Origin of the sequence: Cytobacillus sp. FSL R5-0569, from assembly GCF_038007265.1 — a bacterium.
Lineage (GTDB): Bacteria > Bacillota > Bacilli > Bacillales > Cytobacillaceae > Cytobacillus > Cytobacillus kochii.
Genome location: NZ_JBBOWW010000001.1, coordinates 2,797,039 through 2,813,684 on the forward strand (window position 1 = coordinate 2,797,039; position 16,646 = coordinate 2,813,684).

16 protein-coding genes, 1 pseudogene and 2 riboswitches are annotated in these 16,646 nt (G+C 36.5%); of the genes and pseudogenes, 2 read left to right on the forward strand and 15 right to left on the reverse strand.

What is annotated here, in order from left to right; genetic code table 11:
- Nucleotides 1-3 precede the first annotated feature (3 nt).
- The 9 genes from MKX78_RS14160 to MKX78_RS14200 form a co-directional block, all read right to left on the reverse strand.
- The gene (locus MKX78_RS14160) at nucleotides 4-1,467 is read right to left on the reverse strand and encodes a DEAD/DEAH box helicase (RefSeq protein ID WP_095372952.1); all 1,464 of its coding nucleotides are present in this window, start codon (nucleotides 1,465-1,467) and stop codon (nucleotides 4-6) included.
- A 183-nt stretch (nucleotides 1,468-1,650) separates the two neighbouring features.
- A complete protein-coding gene (locus MKX78_RS14165) occupies nucleotides 1,651-1,851 on the reverse strand; it encodes a cold-shock protein (RefSeq protein ID WP_095372951.1) in 201 nt (66 codons plus the stop codon).
- A 241-nt stretch (nucleotides 1,852-2,092) separates the two neighbouring features.
- Nucleotides 2,093-2,935, reverse strand: coding sequence for a bifunctional 5,10-methylenetetrahydrofolate dehydrogenase/5,10-methenyltetrahydrofolate cyclohydrolase (locus tag MKX78_RS14170; RefSeq protein ID WP_095372950.1), 843 nt, complete (start codon nucleotides 2,933-2,935; stop codon nucleotides 2,093-2,095).
- A gap of 39 nt (nucleotides 2,936-2,974) precedes the next feature.
- Nucleotides 2,975-3,057, reverse strand: a riboswitch (ZMP/ZTP riboswitch).
- A 729-nt stretch (nucleotides 3,058-3,786) separates the two neighbouring features.
- A complete protein-coding gene (locus MKX78_RS14175; RefSeq protein ID WP_095372949.1) occupies nucleotides 3,787-5,433 on the reverse strand; it encodes a glycerol-3-phosphate dehydrogenase/oxidase in 1,647 nt (548 codons plus the stop codon).
- Between the two features lie 37 nt (nucleotides 5,434-5,470).
- Complete coding sequence (gene glpK, locus MKX78_RS14180) at nucleotides 5,471-6,961, reverse strand: glycerol kinase GlpK (RefSeq protein ID WP_341051421.1); 1,491 nt, start codon at nucleotides 6,959-6,961, stop codon at nucleotides 5,471-5,473.
- Nucleotides 6,962-6,976: 15 nt separating this feature from the next.
- The gene (locus MKX78_RS14185; protein WP_095372947.1) at nucleotides 6,977-7,618 is read right to left on the reverse strand and encodes a phosphatase PAP2 family protein; all 642 of its coding nucleotides are present in this window, start codon (nucleotides 7,616-7,618) and stop codon (nucleotides 6,977-6,979) included.
- A gap of 66 nt (nucleotides 7,619-7,684) precedes the next feature.
- The gene (gene ku, locus MKX78_RS14190; protein WP_095372946.1) at nucleotides 7,685-8,545 is read right to left on the reverse strand and encodes a non-homologous end joining protein Ku; all 861 of its coding nucleotides are present in this window, start codon (nucleotides 8,543-8,545) and stop codon (nucleotides 7,685-7,687) included.
- 195 nt (nucleotides 8,546-8,740) lie between these two features.
- Nucleotides 8,741-8,995: a spore coat protein gene (locus MKX78_RS14195; RefSeq protein ID WP_233435229.1), complete on the reverse strand. Its 255-nt coding sequence runs from the start codon at nucleotides 8,993-8,995 to the stop codon at nucleotides 8,741-8,743.
- Between the two features lie 94 nt (nucleotides 8,996-9,089).
- Nucleotides 9,090-9,995: an ATP-dependent DNA ligase gene (locus MKX78_RS14200; protein ID WP_095372944.1), complete on the reverse strand. Its 906-nt coding sequence runs from the start codon at nucleotides 9,993-9,995 to the stop codon at nucleotides 9,090-9,092.
- A 111-nt stretch (nucleotides 9,996-10,106) separates the two neighbouring features.
- Between MKX78_RS14200 and ligD the strand changes: the two genes are divergently transcribed.
- Nucleotides 10,107-11,312: a DNA ligase D gene (gene ligD / locus MKX78_RS14205; RefSeq protein ID WP_322909500.1), complete on the forward strand. Its 1,206-nt coding sequence runs from the start codon at nucleotides 10,107-10,109 to the stop codon at nucleotides 11,310-11,312.
- A gap of 299 nt (nucleotides 11,313-11,611) precedes the next feature.
- Here ligD and dapF read toward each other — a convergent pair whose 3' ends face one another.
- From dapF to ribE, 4 genes and pseudogenes are all read right to left on the reverse strand, one after another.
- Complete coding sequence (gene dapF / locus MKX78_RS14210) at nucleotides 11,612-12,601, reverse strand: diaminopimelate epimerase (protein ID WP_095372941.1); 990 nt, start codon at nucleotides 12,599-12,601, stop codon at nucleotides 11,612-11,614.
- Between the two features lie 128 nt (nucleotides 12,602-12,729).
- Entirely contained in the window at nucleotides 12,730-13,197 is a 468-nt protein-coding gene (gene ribH, locus MKX78_RS14215) for a 6,7-dimethyl-8-ribityllumazine synthase (protein WP_095372940.1), read from the reverse strand.
- Between the two features lie 46 nt (nucleotides 13,198-13,243).
- Nucleotides 13,244-13,834 (reverse strand): annotated as a pseudogene (gene ribB, locus MKX78_RS14220) (3,4-dihydroxy-2-butanone-4-phosphate synthase); the annotation flags it as partial.
- Nucleotides 13,835-13,844: 10 nt separating this feature from the next.
- Nucleotides 13,845-14,486 (reverse strand): riboflavin synthase, encoded by a 642-nt coding sequence (gene ribE / locus MKX78_RS14225; protein ID WP_095373660.1) that lies wholly within the window; start codon nucleotides 14,484-14,486, stop codon nucleotides 13,845-13,847.
- A 260-nt stretch (nucleotides 14,487-14,746) separates the two neighbouring features.
- Nucleotides 14,747-14,889: riboswitch (FMN riboswitch) on the reverse strand.
- Between the two features lie 434 nt (nucleotides 14,890-15,323).
- On the opposite strand from ribE, the gene MKX78_RS14230 reads away from it, so the two are divergent.
- Complete coding sequence (locus tag MKX78_RS14230; protein ID WP_341051425.1) at nucleotides 15,324-15,746, forward strand: hypothetical protein; 423 nt, start codon at nucleotides 15,324-15,326, stop codon at nucleotides 15,744-15,746.
- Nucleotides 15,747-15,863: 117 nt separating this feature from the next.
- Here the strand turns inward: MKX78_RS14230 and MKX78_RS14235 are convergent, their stop codons facing one another.
- Together MKX78_RS14235 and MKX78_RS14240 are read right to left on the reverse strand one after the other, a co-directional pair.
- Nucleotides 15,864-16,328, reverse strand: coding sequence for a YxiG family protein (locus MKX78_RS14235; protein WP_341051427.1), 465 nt, complete (start codon nucleotides 16,326-16,328; stop codon nucleotides 15,864-15,866).
- An 89-nt stretch (nucleotides 16,329-16,417) separates the two neighbouring features.
- Entirely contained in the window at nucleotides 16,418-16,615 is a 198-nt protein-coding gene (locus MKX78_RS14240; RefSeq protein WP_341051429.1) for a hypothetical protein, read from the reverse strand.
- Between the last annotated feature and the right edge of the window lie 31 nt (nucleotides 16,616-16,646).

The window sequence follows — 16,646 nt, forward strand, 5'->3', positions numbered from 1 at the left end:
TAATCAATCGCGGCCCTTATTATTTTTTACACGACGTCTTTCGCGACCTTTATAGTCACGTCCGCCCCCTTTACGATCTCTTCCACCAGATCTCGGACGATCACCAAAGCGACTGCGGTTACGTCCATCTCTATTTTTAGGTTTTTTCGAACGAAGTGGCTCTACAGCTGTAATTTTTACAGGTGTGACATCTGGATCTTTTGTTAATAATTTTAATGCTGCTGCCAATACTGTCACTGAATCTGTATCTTCTAACAATGATTCTGCAATACGCTTATACTCATCGTAGTCATTCTTATCAATCGTATTCATTAAACGATTAATTGTCACACGTTGGTTACCTGCCACAACATCTTTAAACGTTGGCACTGGTTCTTTTTTCATTTTTGTCTTTGTTACATTTTCAATAATTTTCAAGTGATCGATTTCTCGTGGAGAAACAAATGTAACAGCTAAACCTTTATTCCCAGCTCTCCCAGTACGTCCAATACGGTGCACATAGCTTTCAGGATCTTGAGGAATATCAAAGTTATAGACATGTGAAACGCCTGAAATATCTAGTCCACGTGCGGCAACATCTGTTGCTACCATAATATCGATTGTTTGATCTTTAAAACGACGAATAACTTGATCACGTTTCGCTTGTGGAATATCACCATGAATACCTTCTGCAGAATATCCACGTTTAATTAATCCTTCTACCACTTCATCTACGCGTTTTTTCGTTCTACCAAATACAATCGCAAGTTCAGGAGATTGAATATCCAATAAGCTGCATAATACATCAAATTTTTGTTTTTCATGCACTTCGATATAAGATTGTTCAATATTTTTTACTGTTAACTCTTTTGCTTTTACACGAACAATTTGTGGGTCATTCATAAACTTCTCAGCTAGAGTTTGAATACGTCTAGGCATTGTTGCTGAGAAAAGAAGCGTTTGACGTTCATGCTCAATTTCACCAAGAATTCTTTCAATATCTTCAATGAAGCCCATATTTAGCATTTCATCCGCTTCATCTAGAACAACTGATTTAATATTGTTTAGACGAATCGTTCTTCTTTCAATATGATCAATTAGACGGCCTGGTGTGGCAGCGATTATTTGCGGACGATTTTTAAGTGCGCGAATTTGTCTACCAATATCTTGACCACCATATATCGGTAAAGTTCTGATTCCTTTCACTTGTCCAATACGATTTAATTCTTCAGCCACTTGCACAGCTAGTTCCCTTGTTGGAGCAAGAACCAAACCTTGAATGCCATCTTCTTTCGTTACTTTCTCTAACATTGGGACACCAAATGCCGTTGTTTTACCAGTACCTGTTTGGGCTTGACCAATCATATCCGCACCAGCTAATGCGATTGGTAGTGATTGTGCTTGAATAGGTGTTGGCTCTTCAAAACCCATATTAGAAAGAGCTTTTTCTAGCTCTGTACTTAAACCAAAATCCGAAAATTTTACCAAGATAAATCCTCCTTGTATTTCAAACATACTTCAAAATAATCTATAGTATGAGTGTATCCAGTTTCCATTAATTTTTATCAATTTATAAGCAATAAAAGTAAAATCATTGTAACGGTATAAGAACGGTTGGGGAGTAGTTCACATAAAAAGGTGATGCATGAAAGGCCATGCATCACCGCATTATTATGCTTTTACAACGTTTGCAGCTTGAGGGCCACGGTCGCCATCAACGATTTCAAAAGTAACTTCTTGACCTTCTTCAAGAGTTTTGAAACCTTCAGATTGAATCGCACTGAAATGTACGAATACGTCTTGTCCTTCTTGAGACTCGATGAAACCAAAACCTTTTTCTGCGTTAAACCATTTTACTTTACCGTTATTCATGATAATACCTCCAAAAAATAATCACTAAAAAGTCATAATTATATAAGCTTATAGAGAAAAGTGGAATGCCTCGTACTTTAATTTTCTTATGAAGTTAAAAAGGCCGTAACTGAAAGAAATGAAGAGTACAATCGCCTACATTTCTTGCAGTTACGACCACTTATCCAAATAATATATAACGAACTTTACAGCGTATATTTTATAATACATTGTTTTATCGCTAAATGTCAATAGTTATTTCTCACTGAACCGTTTTCTCTGCGGAAGCTACAGTGTGTTTTAATAACATAGAAATCGTTACAGGGCCCACTCCACCAGGGACAGGTGTAATGGCAGATGCTTTTTCATAACAGCTATCATAATGAGCATCGCCAATATTTCCTGGGTTGTATCCCGCGTCTAACACAACAGCCCCTTCTTTTAGCCAGCTTCCTTGAATAAAATTAGGTTTCCCAACAGCTGCAACAACAATATCAGCTTTGCTTAAATGTTCACTTAAATCCTTTGTTTTAGAATGACAAGTCGTTACAGTTGCATTACGATTGAGTAGTAATGCAGAAACAGGCTTACCTAAAATAGGACTTCTTCCAACCACAACTGCATTTTTCCCTTCAACAGGAATATCATAAAAATCAATAATTTCCATAATAGCAGCAGGTGTACAAGATGGGTAAACACCAAAACCAAGTGCTGTTTGACCATAGCCAAGACTGGTGACACCATCCACATCCTTTTCGATGTCAATCGCTTCAAATGCTTTTCTTTCATCTATATGTGCAGGTACTGGATGTTGCAATAGGATCCCATGTACATTTTTATCATTATTCAAATCCTGAATCGTTTCTATGAGTGTTTCAGTAGAAATACTTGCATCTAGATGTATTCTCTTTGATAAAATACCCAGTTTTTCACAGGCGTTACCTTTCATACGTACATACGTAGCAGAAGATGGATCATCTCCCACTAAAATAGTAGCTAGGCAAGGCGTTACTCCTTGTGCCGATAATTTTAATACTCTTTCTTTTAAGTTTTCTTTTACATCTTTCGAAACTTTTTGTCCGTCTAGTATCGTTTTTTCTTCCATGTCTATTCCCTCCGAAATAAAAAAGAGATAAGGAAAACTTACCTCTGCCCAGACGACCGGCTAAACATAGACGCAGCTCCCCAGCGGTTATTTCCGCAATGTCGTCAGTTACTGCGATTTCTTCAGCTTCCTCTTTATTATAACAGAAAACACATATGTTTCAATAAAAAATACGCTTATTGTTCGCCTTTTTGAATTTACGTCATAGGCTATTTTATTACTTTACATTTGATTATTGGTTGATTATTGCATAATTTTTGTTGAGAATCAAAGGTAATGCTGAGAACTACATAAATGAAGGGAATTTATCTTAATTAACGCTACACGACTTTATCTCTATTATAAAGAATAAATCAAAAGCGAACCGCTTCAATGACGGTTCGCTGGTTATATTTGAGATTATTAAATTTCAATAAGTTCTTTACCTAAAACAACGAAAGCCCTACCTCTCTTCCATCCTTGCAACCCCGAAGCTGCGCCAGTGAGAATCAGGTTAAATCTTCATTTGTTCTTGAGAAAAGTAACTCTTTGTTGAATTGTATATTGGGGTTTAATTATTGAAGTAACCATATAAAGTTCATTTATGGGTAAATAGAAGATGATTTAAGAAGAATTTCAACTTACTTATGAAGTTGTCCACAAAATAGTTCTTAATTATAAACCTTGCTTAGCGAACTTTACTCTAAAGAGTAACTTTCACATCAAGAAAAGCCGTATGACTACCGACTATCTTTCTATCTCAAATACCACAATCTATTATAGTACTTTGGTAGATATATGTCAAATTCATTGGTTTTATACGACAGGATATGAGAGAGGCTCACTATATCCCGTCGTCACCCACGATCTTTTCACCCTTTGTTTGTCGCCCATTTAATTACTTCATTTAGTTCGTTCGTATATGATCGTGTTTGTTCAACTGTCCAGTCAAGCTCATCTTCCATGATCTCAATGATAGCCTTTTTATATGTGAACACACACTTAATGTTAAACAACAATGCGCCTGTCCGGCGGAAAAAAAAGTCTACAGGCGAAACAACCATTTCATATTCAATTGCATATTTTAGCTCTAACCATAAGACTCGTGGGATTAGATGCTCTCCTTTATGATATTGCTTAACCAAAGAGAATAAAACCGGCGCATTTGAACCGTAACGCCTTAAGAGATAAAGAGACTCTTCTCCATTTAATCCAGCTTTTATCCCTTCCTGTTTCTTTGATTCAATAAAAGTAGGGAAATATTTTGCTCCGCCTACTCTTCCACCTGACAACGGTAGATGTTTTGTCATACTTTTTGAAAACAATAGTTGATATTCTTCTTTTAACATAAACGAAACTTTGTCTACAATTGTCTCGGCCATTTTCCGGTAACCTGTTAATTTACCACCAGCAATCGTAATTAAACCGTGCTCTGACACCCAGATTTCATCTTTTCTCGAAATTTCTGACGGTGACTTTCCTTCTTCATGAATAAGTGGACGCACACCTGACCAACTAGATTCGATATCTGCTTCTGTCACCTTCACGTTTGGAAAAATCCCTTTAATTGCGTTCAGTAAATATTGTCTATCTTCATCTGTTATCGAAGGATGCACAGGATCACCTTTATAAAAGGTATCGGTCGTTCCAACATAGGTTTTCCCTTCCCTTGGAATAGCAAAAATCATTCGACCATCTTCACTGTCAAAGTAAATAGCTTGCTCTAATGGGAAAATAGAATGATCGATGACAATATGAACACCTTTTGTTAGTTTTAAAGATTTATTTTTCATTTGCTCATCTTTATCTAAAAGCTGTTCCACCCAAGGACCGGTTGCATTCACGCATTTTTTTCCGAAAACTTGAAAAGACTCATTACTTAGTTGGTCTTGCACCTCAACACCAATAATCGTTCCATCCCTATAAACAAAATCAGTTACTTTAGCATAATTAATCACATCTGCTCCTCGATGAGCGGCTTCTTTCATCACTTCAATAGTTAACCGTGCATCATCAGTCCGGTATTCCACATAATGACCACCACCAAGTAAACCTTCTTCTTTCAATAATGGTTCTTTTATTAGCACCTCTTCTTTATTTAACATTTCTCTTCTTTCATCTCTTTTAACTCCCGCAAGGAAATCATAGACCTTCAACCCAATTGATGTTGTGAACTTCCCGAAAGTTCCTTTTTGATAAAAAGGTAAGACCATCCATTCTGGTTTTGTAATATGAGGGCCGTTTTCATACACAATCGCCCGTTCTTTTCCGACTTCAGAAACGACATGAAATTCTAATTGTTTTAAATAACGTAGACCACCATGCACAAGTTTAGTTGAGCGACTTGACGTTCCTGCAGCAAAGTCCTGCATTTCAATTAAAGCTACTTTCATCCCTCTTGTCACAGCATCAAGGGCAATTCCAGCTCCTGTAATACCTCCACCGATAACAACGAGATCATACTCATTGTTAGTTAAATGCTGAATGGTAGTAGAACGATTTTTCACAGAAAATTTCATTTTCGTACCCTCCTGTTTTTTCAAATGGTGAAGTACCTTACTTAAATGCCATTGTTGCGTTGATTGCTGTTTGCCAGCCTTGATACAGTTTATCTCTTACTTTTTCATCCATTTCTGGTTGAAATTCTTTATCTAGATCCCACTTCTTGGTAAGTTGCTTTTTGTTTTCCCAAAAACCAACAGCCAAGCCTGCTAAATATGCTGCTCCTAAAGCTGTCGTTTCATTAATCTTTGCCCGTTCAACAACTGTATCCAGTAAATCTGCTTGGAATTGCATGAGAAAGTTATTTTTTGCTGCACCGCCGTCCGTCCGTAAAGAAGTGATATCAATCCCCGAATCCTCAATCATCGCTTGTAATACATCCTTCGTTTGATAGGCAAGTGACTCCAAAGTGGCTCTTATAAAATGTTCCTTTTCCGTTCCACGAGTTAATCCAAACATAGCTCCCCTTACCTCACTATCCCAATAAGGTGTACCTAAACCAACAAATGCAGGTACCATATACACACCTTCTGTTGATTGTACTTTTGTTGCGTAATCTTCACTATCCTCCGCATGCTTTAACATCCTCAAACCATCTCGTAACCATCCAAGAGCAGAACCGGCTACGAAAATACTCCCCTCAAGCGCATAGGTGATTTTACCATCTATCCCCCATGCTATCGTTGTTAAGAGACCATTATCTGAATGTACTGCTTTTTCACCTGTATTCATGAGCATAAAACAGCCCGTACCGTACGTATTTTTTGCCATACCTTCAGTAAAACATGCTTGACCAAATAATGCAGCTTGTTGATCACCTGCTGCGCCGGCTATAGGAACTGACTGACCGAAAAAATGATAAGGAGCCGTTTCTGCATATATCTCTGAAGAACTTTTCACTTCAGGCATCATAGAATGGTTTGCCCCAAATAAATCTAACAGTTCTTCATCCCATTTCAGGTCAAAAATATTAAACATTAGAGTTCTTGCCGCATTTGTATAGTCCGTGACATGAGCTTTACCACCGGATAATTTCCATATAAGCCATGTATCAATGGTCCCAAATAATACTTCCCCTTTTTTCACCTTTTCACGTGCACCTTCCACATGATCTAGGATCCACTTCACCTTTGTTCCAGAAAAGTAAGGGTCAATTAATAGACCAGTCTTTTGACGCACCTTCTCTTCCATTCCGTTTTTCTTAAGCTCTTTACAGATGTCGTTCGTTTGTCTAGATTGCCAAACAATGGCATGGTAGATGGGGTCTCCCGTTTCTTTGTCCCATAAAACTGTTGTTTCTCGTTGGTTCGTAATACCTATACCGGCAATTTGAATGGGAGTAACATTTGCCTCTGATAAAACACTAGCAATCACTGACAGTACACTTCCCCAAATTTCATTCGCATTATGTTCCACCCATCCAGGTTTCGGAAAATACTGTTTAATCTCTTTTTGCGCACTATGTACTGGTTCCCCTTCATGATTGAATAAAATTGCTCGAGAGCTCGTTGTTCCTTGATCTAATGAAAGAATATATTTTTCCAACCTTTTCCTCTCCTTTTATTTATTAAATATATGCTCATACATATGAAAAACCATAATTGAAAGCATTAACCAAATCGCTCCGACCAAAAAACCAGCCGCTACGTCACTAGGGTAATGGACACCTAAATATATCCTACTTAACCCAATCGACAAAATCAGTAACCCCATGATGATTGCTACAGCCCATTTCATACTTGTCTTTTTAGCTACATGAATGATGACAAAAGCAAGCGATCCGTAGAATATAAACGAGCCCATTGAATGTCCACTTGGAAAGGCATAGCCAGTTTCTTCAATTAATGGAAGGATATCTGGCCTTTCCCTTTTAAAATAGTGCTTAAGAGTCCAATTTAAAAGAGCCCCTACTCCCGATGTCAAACAAATATAAATAGCTAATGCATACTTCTTTTTTAAGACAAGAAGGACTATTACAACAACTGTGGCTATGACAAACCACAGCACAGAACCTAGGAAAGTAAAACGATCGATAAATGTGGTTAATGCAGGAGTTACATTTTGCTGGACAATATGAATGACCTCCATATCAAACCAAGCAAGATCATTGTTTGTGTAATCGAAAACGATAAACAAAAACATACCTAAAAATAGAATGAATAGTATGATGTTTGTCGTTATGTATAAGGTTGATTTTTTCATTGCCCATTCCTTTATATTTTTTAGGAAGTTGGAGAAGTCTAGACTTCTCCAATTGAATAAACAAAACTATGCTTCCTTCTTTGTCTTTGCAGCACTCGTTGATTTTTTCTTTTTTGACTTCGTCGTCGCTTTTTCTTTTTTCGGTTGTGGTGGTTTTGTTTGATCGATGGATGCTTGCAATGCAGCCATAAGATCAGTAACATTGGATGTCTTTGGTTGCTGTTGATTTGTTATTACTACCTCTTCCCCATTTTTCTTTGTTTCAATCAACTCTAGAAGTGCTTGGCGATATTCATCTGTATATTTCTCAGGTTCAAATGTTGTCGTTAGTTGGTCTATCAATAACAATGCGGTGTCTAATTCTTTTTTGGCTATTTTTTCTTCTGCAGGAATATTAGGCACATCTGCAAAATTTCTCACCTCATCAGGAAAGTGGATGGTTTCCATTACTAAAGTATTGTGAAAAACTCTAAGAAGAGCTAGCTGTTCTTTTGCGCGAATGATAATTTTCGCTATCCCCACTTTTTCAGACTCCTTCAAAGCTTCCCTTAATAAGGCATACGCTTTCGATCCACTATCTCCTGGAGATATATAATAAGATCGAGAAAAATATATCGGATCTACTTCATTGATTTTGACAAAATCTAAAATCTCCACTGCTTTATCTTCATTTTCTTTTTTTAACGCTTGTAATTCCTCTTCATCAAGTACGATAAATTTCCCTTTCGTGTACTCATATGCTTTCACTATATCACTTTGTTCCACAGGTTCATCACATACAGGACAAACTTTCTCATACTTAATAGGCGAATGACATTTACTATGCAAATTACGCAATTTAATATCTTTATCTTCAGTTGCCGCATGCAATTTGATCGGGATATTGACTAAACCGAAACTAATGCTTCCTTTCCACATTGTGTGCATCAGAAAACCTCCTCCATTCTTATTAATTGTATTTTTTCTCTGAGGATTATTCATATACACGTACAATGTTGGTAAGATTAGCTACATCTCTTTTATATGTCTTCATCTAACACTGTCTTTACAAAAAAAACAAGCAATAAAAGCAATAAACACCACAGCTGAATCTGTGGTGTTTGTGAAATCTGAGCCATTTTTTTAATAAACCGGATAAGGTGGGTATGGTGGGTATACAGGATATGGTGGATAAGGCGGGTACACCAGAGGTGCTAATAATGCGCCACCTAATAAACCTGCCGCTACACCACCTAAAAATGGACCACCAAAACCAAAACCAGGTCTCCCAAAGCCGGGGCCTCCAAAGCCTGGCCCTCCCCCAAAACCAGGACGACCACCATAAGGCCTTCTATATAAGTGAGTCTGTGTATATGCCGGGTAAAAGTGTTGATTCACCATTTAACCTCCTCTGTCGTTCTCTTTATATACTCCTTATAAACTATGTAAAACACCTAAATTTGCTGTAGGCAAAAACCTATCCGAAAACGATTTAAAAAACAAACGACTGAATGACTGGTTGCCTCATTGTATGATCTTTTGTCCACTCTAAGAAAGTAACCTTCACTTTTAAAATTGGAGAAAGCCATTCATGATTTTTCAATAATCCGCTATAATTATGAAACGGACTTGCTCCCTGAAGTATTTGGTTAGTCACTTCAGTCACTTCACGCCAATCCTTTAAAGTAAGCTTGCTCGAGCCTGCACTGCCGATATAAATAAGCTCACCCTTTTCATTATATACACCTAAATCAATTGAACGAATAAGTGCTCCATTATAAGTTACCCCTCCAACAATAGCAATAAGGTCCTGTTCTTTTTTCTTTTTTAACCAGCGTTCATCTTTTCCTCCTAATATATAAGCACTATATAAATCCTTACAAACAATACCCTCTAATCCTTGCTCTATGACAGCATCATATAATGATTGACAGTCTCTAAAACTTTGGACGATTTGAATCTCATTTGTTGGCTGGATGATTTCCATCAACATCTCCTGGCGTCTATATAATGGGGTTTCAATCAGCCATTTACCGTTAAAATATAAGAGGTCAAATATCATATAAGTAATAGGAATTTCTGTCTGTAAATGATTGATTGTTACCGTATTCTTCCGCCGATCTCTTCTCATCACATCATAAAAAGAGGGAACACCGTCTTGAAAAGCGATTACCTCTCCATCTAAAATGAAGGAATTCCCCTTAATTAATGAGGGTAATTGATGTAATTCCGGATATTGGATGGTGCGCTCATTTCCTTTTCGATTAAAAATCCTTAAATTCTCTTTTTCATAATAAGTCAATATCCTTGTACCATCCCACTTTACTTGCGCTATCCATTGATCGCCATTTGGAATCTCATTTGTCATTTTTGGTTCAAAAGGAATAATTGGCTTCATTGGATCGATCCTCACTTGTATGTCTTTTTTTAATCTAACCATACTATGACCATGTGTAATAGGTTTTATGAATGTAAACCAAAATCTAGTCAAAGGATGGTTGAAGGTCATATGAGGAAAAAAGGTCGTTTCTTTATTACTGGCTGGAATGTTACAACTAATCAGTTTGAATATAGTATCGTATATCAAAATAAAGTAAAGGCAATGGGCGAATTTTCCGAAGGTCTAAATGAACAAGAATTGGCTATTTTAGTCAGCTTGATTCAAAAGAATGGAAAAAAAGTAAGTCAAGTAAAATACAGCATCTCCCCAAGCATTTGTATTCAACTTTGCTTTCGCGACATAATTGAGGATACCTTGATCCACCCTCAATTTATGCAATTCTTACCGACTGAGCAATGGGAAACATGTACTTGGGAGAGATTACTGATAGAAAATGCAAATATCGACTCTTCTATAGAAGTGACCCACCCAGAAAAACCGTTATGGGACAACCCAAAAATCAATAAAGAGCAGCTCATTGCATATCTTGTTTGCGTCGCTCCACGGTTGTTACCGTTTGTGAAGAATAGATTGTTAACAACCATTCGCTATCCACATGGCTATATAGGGAAAGAATGTTTCTATCAGAAGAATAAACCTGATTATGCACCGTCATTTGTGAATTCTTTTACAAAAGACGAAATCGACTATATCCTTTGTAATGATTTATCTACTCTTGTTTGGCTAGGTAATCAATTAGCACTAGAGTATCATACCCCTTTTGAAACAATTGGTAGCGACCATCCGCTTGATATTGTGTTCGACCTTGACCCACCAGATGAAACACACTTTCTACTAGCTGTTGATGCTGCACAGAAACTAAACAAGATTTTCGAAGAATTAAATATTATCGGCTTCCCAAAATTAACTGGTGGTAAGGGTATACAAGTACATATCCCAATTATGCATCATCATTTTTCTTATGAAGATACCAGACTGTTTACTTCGTTCATAGCTTCCTATTTAGTTGAAAAAAACCCAGATTTATTTACGACAGAAAGAATGAAAAAGAATCGCGGGAAAAAGTTATATATCGATTATATACAGCATGCAGAAGGAAAAACGATGATTGCTCCTTACTCTCCTAGAGGCAGAGAAGGTGCGATAATAGCAGCCCCACTCTATTGGGATGAAGTAAATAAACAACTGCAACGAAAGAATTTTTCACTAGACAACATTCGCAAGTATCGTTTAACTGATCGCTGCCCAATGGCAACCTTTTTCGAAACAAAAAATGACACGATTGCAAAAATTATAGATTCATTAAAAGGATAAAACTATACGCAAGCATATGCGATTTTTTGTGTTTTAGGAAGTGAAAGCTAAGCAAATCTGATATGCACGTTATCCAAAGCCAAAACGCATTTAAACGATTGCCTTTTCAGTTTACGTATCACTCAAAAGCTAACGTTTTGCTCATTCAGCATGCACGACATCAAGGAGCGAAAACACATATGAAACGACCTGCTAATGCAATTCCTGCGCGTTATTCAGATGAAAAAACAAAAAACCGAACCAACACTATTTACTCATAGTGCCGTTTCGGTCCAAAACCCTTTTTTCTTAAACATTTCTTAAGCATTTAATTGCTTGGTTAAAAAAGCAGAAGCTTCTTGTTGCAACTTCGCATATTGCATCATTTCTTCAATATATTCTTCGCTATTATCGACGGTAAATGTCCCTGGATGATTTATATCTATCTCAATTGTACATTGATAGACAAAGCTAGCATTACCAATAAGGTCGATTGTAAAGCTATCATTTTGCTTATGAACAATGCAACGGACCTTACCACCATTGTTATAAACCTCAATCGGCTGCTCATAGGTATTGATACTTTGCAGACATGTGACTAAACTTGAAGCCGACATCGCTGTCCCACATGCATTCGTAAAGCCCACCCCTCTTTCATACGTACGAACAAAAATCCCACCTTCTGGTAGTGGTTTGACGAAACTCACATTTACACCATCAGGAAAGTAATCATTTTCTCCGTTGACATACAAACTTATTTCTTCTTGAATATCTGATTGCATCTGTTCTTTTTCGACAATAGCAACAAGATGGGGATTAGGTACAGAAAGAGCAGTAAAAGCGATATCTTCCGAAAGGTCTTCCATCTTTTCATTGACTAATTGGTGCTGATTGATGTGAAGTGGTAAAGTAGCAACATCAAATGACACCGGTGAAATTTCTACCTTGTAAGTAGGGATATCTTTATAAATATCGCTTTCTTTACTAACATGAAGGGTTACTTTCATCGTATCAATTGTCGCCTCTTTGATTTTCAGTTTCTCACAAACATACCTCGCGACACAACGAAGACCGTTACCACACATGGAAGCTTCTGAACCATCTGCATTAAATACGCGCATTTTTGCATCAGCAACTTCACTGGCTAATATAAATAAAATCCCATCCGCACCGAGCTCACTGCCACGATTACAAAGACTAATCGTTAATTTCGCTCGTTCTTCATCACTCCACCCGAAGGACTGCTCCATTTCATCAATAATAAAAAAGTCATTTCCCGAACCGTGACATTTAATTAATTCTAATTTCATCATAAACCCTCTTTCTCTTTTAGGCTCTTCATTTATCTTCTATACATGTTTTTACCATTGTTCATGTGAATATAAACGTAATATTATTATAACGAGAAAAAGAAAGAGGGAGCAAAGAAAATTAATTTTTAACGAAAATGTTTATTAAAATTACTCATTTCAATCGCATTAACAGCTGCATCCCAGCCTTTGTTGCCTGCTTTTGTACCCGCTCTCTCAACCGCTTGTTCAATAGAATCAGTTGTTAACACACCAAAAATTACTGGAATGCCAGTTTGTAATGAAGTTGCTGCCACTCCTTTGGCTACCTCTGCATTCACATAATCAAAATGTGGTGTTGCCCCTCTAATAACTGTTCCAAGGGCAACAACCGCATCGTATTCGCCACTTTCCGCAAGTTTTTTCGCAGCTAGAGGAATTTCAAACGCTCCTGGTACCCAAGCTACCGTAATATCCTCTTCAGCCACATCGTGACGCTTGAAGCTATCTAATGCACCATCTAATAATTTTTTTGTAATAAACTCATTGAAACGTGATACAACAACAGCTACCTTTATTCCCGTTCCAATTAAATGTCCTTCTAGTATTGTATTCATTCTACTTCACTCCTAAATTAGATTAGTTTAATAATAATTGTGATTGCTTATAAGATATTAATTGTTCAATCGTAATCATCTTCAAATCATATTTTTCTGCTACTTTCTCTAACTCTGCTACTCTAGCCATTTCACCATTTTCTTTCATAATCTCGCATATAATCCCGACCGGACTTGCCTCAGCCAATTTTGCTAAATCTACTGCCGCTTCCGTATGGCCTGAACGCTCAAGGACGCCACCATCCTTCGCTATAAGGGGGAAAATATGACCTGGACGATTGAAGTCTGATGCTTGTGTTTTGTCGTCTAACATTTTTTCTACGGTTAAAAACCGTTCAAATGCACTTATACCAGTCGTTGTCTCTTTATAATCAATACTTACAGTAAAAGCAGTTTGATGGCTGTCTGTATTATTAGTTACCATCGGATGCAAGTCTAATTTTTTGGCGATTGACTGCTCAATCGGCACGCAAATAAGCCCTCTTCCCACTGTCGCCATAAAATTGATTGTTTCAGCTGAAGCATACTCGGCAACAGCGATAAAATCACCCTCATTCTCACGATTCTCATCATCACAAACGATAATCACTTTTCCCATTTTCAAGTCAGCAATCGCTTCTTCAATTGAGTGACTCATATATTCCCTCCTAACTTAAGAATCCATTATTCTCTAATAACTGTTCGAAATTTCTTTCACGTTTCGATGTGTCTGAAAAGGCAAATACATATTTAGCAAATAAATCATATTCGATATTGACAGTATCATTTGGCTTTTTTTCACTAATCACCGTTTCTTCAGCTGTATGAGGAATTAACGCAATCGTAAAATAACCATCCCCTACCTCCATCACTGTTAATGAAGTGCCATCAATAGCAACAGATCCTTTAGGTAGAATTAGATGCTGATACTTCTCTGATAGTGAAATTGAAAGATAAATCGCATTTTCTTGTCTTTGTTTTTTTAAAATTTTTCTCGTTTCATCCACATGACCACTTACATAATGGCCGCCAAATCTTCCTCCTGCTAACATCGCTCTTTCTAAATTCACATTGCTTCCTACTTTTAAAGAGGAAAGCGATGTCGCATGAAAAGTTTCTGGCATCACATCTGCTGTAAAACTTCTTTGTTGGAATTCGGTCACTGTTAAACAAACACCGTTCACAGCGATGCTATCACCGATATGGATATCATCCATAATCTTTGTAGCATTGAACACTAATTGAATAGTAGATCCACGATGAATCGTTCTTTGTACAGTACCGATTTCTTCGATAATACCTGTAAACAGAATGATCAACCTCTCTGCATAAGATTTATTCGTTTAAGTAAAAGTTGAAATTTTCCGCTCGGGGCAAATACGCGGTATCGGGAGAGTTTGTTGAAAATTACAAAAAGAGTTGGACTCACACTTATCGTTATCCCATATCATCACCACCCTTTTTAAAATACTCATGAATAAATAAACCCGTATACGAATACGTATACGGGAAAAGTAATCATGGCCAAATAAACGTCAAAATCAACTGTTTTTGAACGTTTTTACACACACGCATCCTTCTCCCATCCAGACTATACTGTCGGCTTTGGAATTGCACCAAATCCACCGTTCTCATTCCTGAGCCCGGGTCACGGACTAAGAGGTCACCCTCATCACCGCCGGTTGGGAATTTCACCCTGCCCCGAAGGATATTCTATTAAATTGTTGATACTATAGAGAACAGACAGTATCTAATACTTTTAAAATAAATAAAGATTCCCCTGCTCTTATTACAGTATCTAAATATAGGATAAATGTAAATAAGTAATTAATCAATAGAAAGAGTGTTAAATAGGAGATTATACATAAAGAAAACTAAAATAAACCATCACCCTAACATTTGAGACAGAAAAAGGATAATAGTTATATATCTAATATTATATTTCAAAACCCTACCTCAATTTTTTCTTTACTCCTTAAAGTTGTCAATTCATCTATGTATGATATAAAATACAGTTAAATACAGTTAAATACATTATTTCTATTAAATTACATAGAAAAGAAGGTGTGTTTTTGTAAATAACTATTCATCAGGACATAAAGATAACATAAAAATTACAAAATCCAACTATAAAAGGAAGCCCATCTATGAATAGAAAATTAATTATTATTTTCATCTTTCCTTTAATTTTAGTGTCTTGGATGATTTATTCTTATAAACAACCAATTGTACTAAAAGGAAAGAGCTCCGATGGAAATTGGAGAGCGGAATATAGCCCTCATCATTCTCCTAACCCTAAAGGGATTTGGAAAGGAGAGGCAACTTGGTTAGGAGGGACCAATCTCCCTACTCTGAATTTTTTGGTATTTAAATCTGGAGAGGAAATGGTCACTTTATACGATAAGCCAAATGATTTTCCTCAGGGAGATGTTATTGAATTTGTCAGTATTGTAGACGCCCCGTTAGATGCTAATTACTCTTTACAAATAAAATGGACATACGAAAACAAGGAATTTGATGAGGAAATAAAACTAGAAAGAAAGAAACGCTTTTTCATCTTACCGTTTTAACAATATTAACATTATGCATAAAGCTAATAGCGCTATTAATATTGCTGACAGTATTTTTATCTGAAAATAGCTCCAATTCTTTCTATTGTAAATTCATCACACTCCATAAAGTTTGCTTCATTCACAATATTTCAGTGTTCTACTATCTGCAAGAAGGTTTACAAACCGTTCATCATTGATTTGCACACTATTGGCTTCAATAAAAAATGTGTCTTTATTATTTACTTGAAAGTAAAAATTAGTTTTAGCATGTAATTTTTCGATTTCTTTCAAATCTGATTCTAAACTTTCAATTTTTATATGACCAAAACCATTCTTGTGATAACTAATTTCGCTTAATAAATTCGCATCAGTAAAACTACGGTCATTTAAGCGTATCGTTCCTATATTAGGCTCTTGATAAACAAAGAACGACATCACTTCCTTTATGAAGATGTAGGTTCTCTTAATTTGTTGTTTATGACAACTAAGTAATTTTAATGTAATGGATTCATTTAAATAATCAATCTGTAAATCATCTAAATCCCAGTATTCTGCTTTTTCGGCAAACAAAGTATTTATTCTATTTGGACCGCTAGACATCTGATCACCCCGTTTACTTTTTTCTATTACCTGTGGAAAGCACACAATCTACCGGCGATATTTCAGTCAAACATCTTCTTTTTGACAGTTTATTCCCCTTTGTTTTCGAGTATTTCAATATACCTTTCAAAATTGTCATTGAATCTTTGTTGTTCATAATGACCATCATTCGCTAAACTATTATCTAGTAGACTCTCAATCGCTCCAGCAATAGTACAGGATCCCAATATAAAGCAAATTCCAATAATCCAAGCAGCATTAAGTAAATCTTTCCTGTTTATATTCATCATTTTTCTCCTATCCTTTAATTGTTAGACA

What these genes read in the sequence shown, in the direction of transcription:
- MKX78_RS14165 (WP_095372951.1), bottom strand. Translation starts at nt 1,851, where the DNA reads ATGAATAACGGTAAAGTAAAATGGTTTAACGCAGAAAAAGGTTTTGGT.
- MKX78_RS14170 (WP_095372950.1), bottom strand. Translation starts at nt 2,935, where the DNA reads ATGGAAGAAAAAACGATACTAGACGGACAAAAAGTTTCGAAAGATGTA.
- MKX78_RS14175 (WP_095372949.1), bottom strand. Translation starts at nt 5,433, where the DNA reads ATGAAATTTTCTGTGAAAAATCGTTCTACTACCATTCAGCATTTAACT.
- MKX78_RS14185 (WP_095372947.1), bottom strand. Translation starts at nt 7,618, where the DNA reads ATGAAAAAATCAACCTTATACATAACGACAAACATCATACTATTCATT.
- ku (WP_095372946.1), bottom strand. Translation starts at nt 8,545, where the DNA reads ATGCACACAATGTGGAAAGGAAGCATTAGTTTCGGTTTAGTCAATATC.
- MKX78_RS14200 (WP_095372944.1), bottom strand. Translation starts at nt 9,995, where the DNA reads ATGAAGCCAATTATTCCTTTTGAACCAAAAATGACAAATGAGATTCCA.
- ligD (WP_322909500.1), top strand. Translation starts at nt 10,107, where the DNA reads ATGAGGAAAAAAGGTCGTTTCTTTATTACTGGCTGGAATGTTACAACT.
- dapF (WP_095372941.1), bottom strand. Translation starts at nt 12,601, where the DNA reads ATGAAATTAGAATTAATTAAATGTCACGGTTCGGGAAATGACTTTTTT.
- ribH (WP_095372940.1), bottom strand. Translation starts at nt 13,197, where the DNA reads ATGAATACAATACTAGAAGGACATTTAATTGGAACGGGAATAAAGGTA.
- MKX78_RS14230 (WP_341051425.1), top strand. Translation starts at nt 15,324, where the DNA reads ATGAATAGAAAATTAATTATTATTTTCATCTTTCCTTTAATTTTAGTG.
- MKX78_RS14235 (WP_341051427.1), bottom strand. Translation starts at nt 16,328, where the DNA reads ATGTCTAGCGGTCCAAATAGAATAAATACTTTGTTTGCCGAAAAAGCA.
- MKX78_RS14240 (WP_341051429.1), bottom strand. Translation starts at nt 16,615, where the DNA reads ATGAATATAAACAGGAAAGATTTACTTAATGCTGCTTGGATTATTGGA.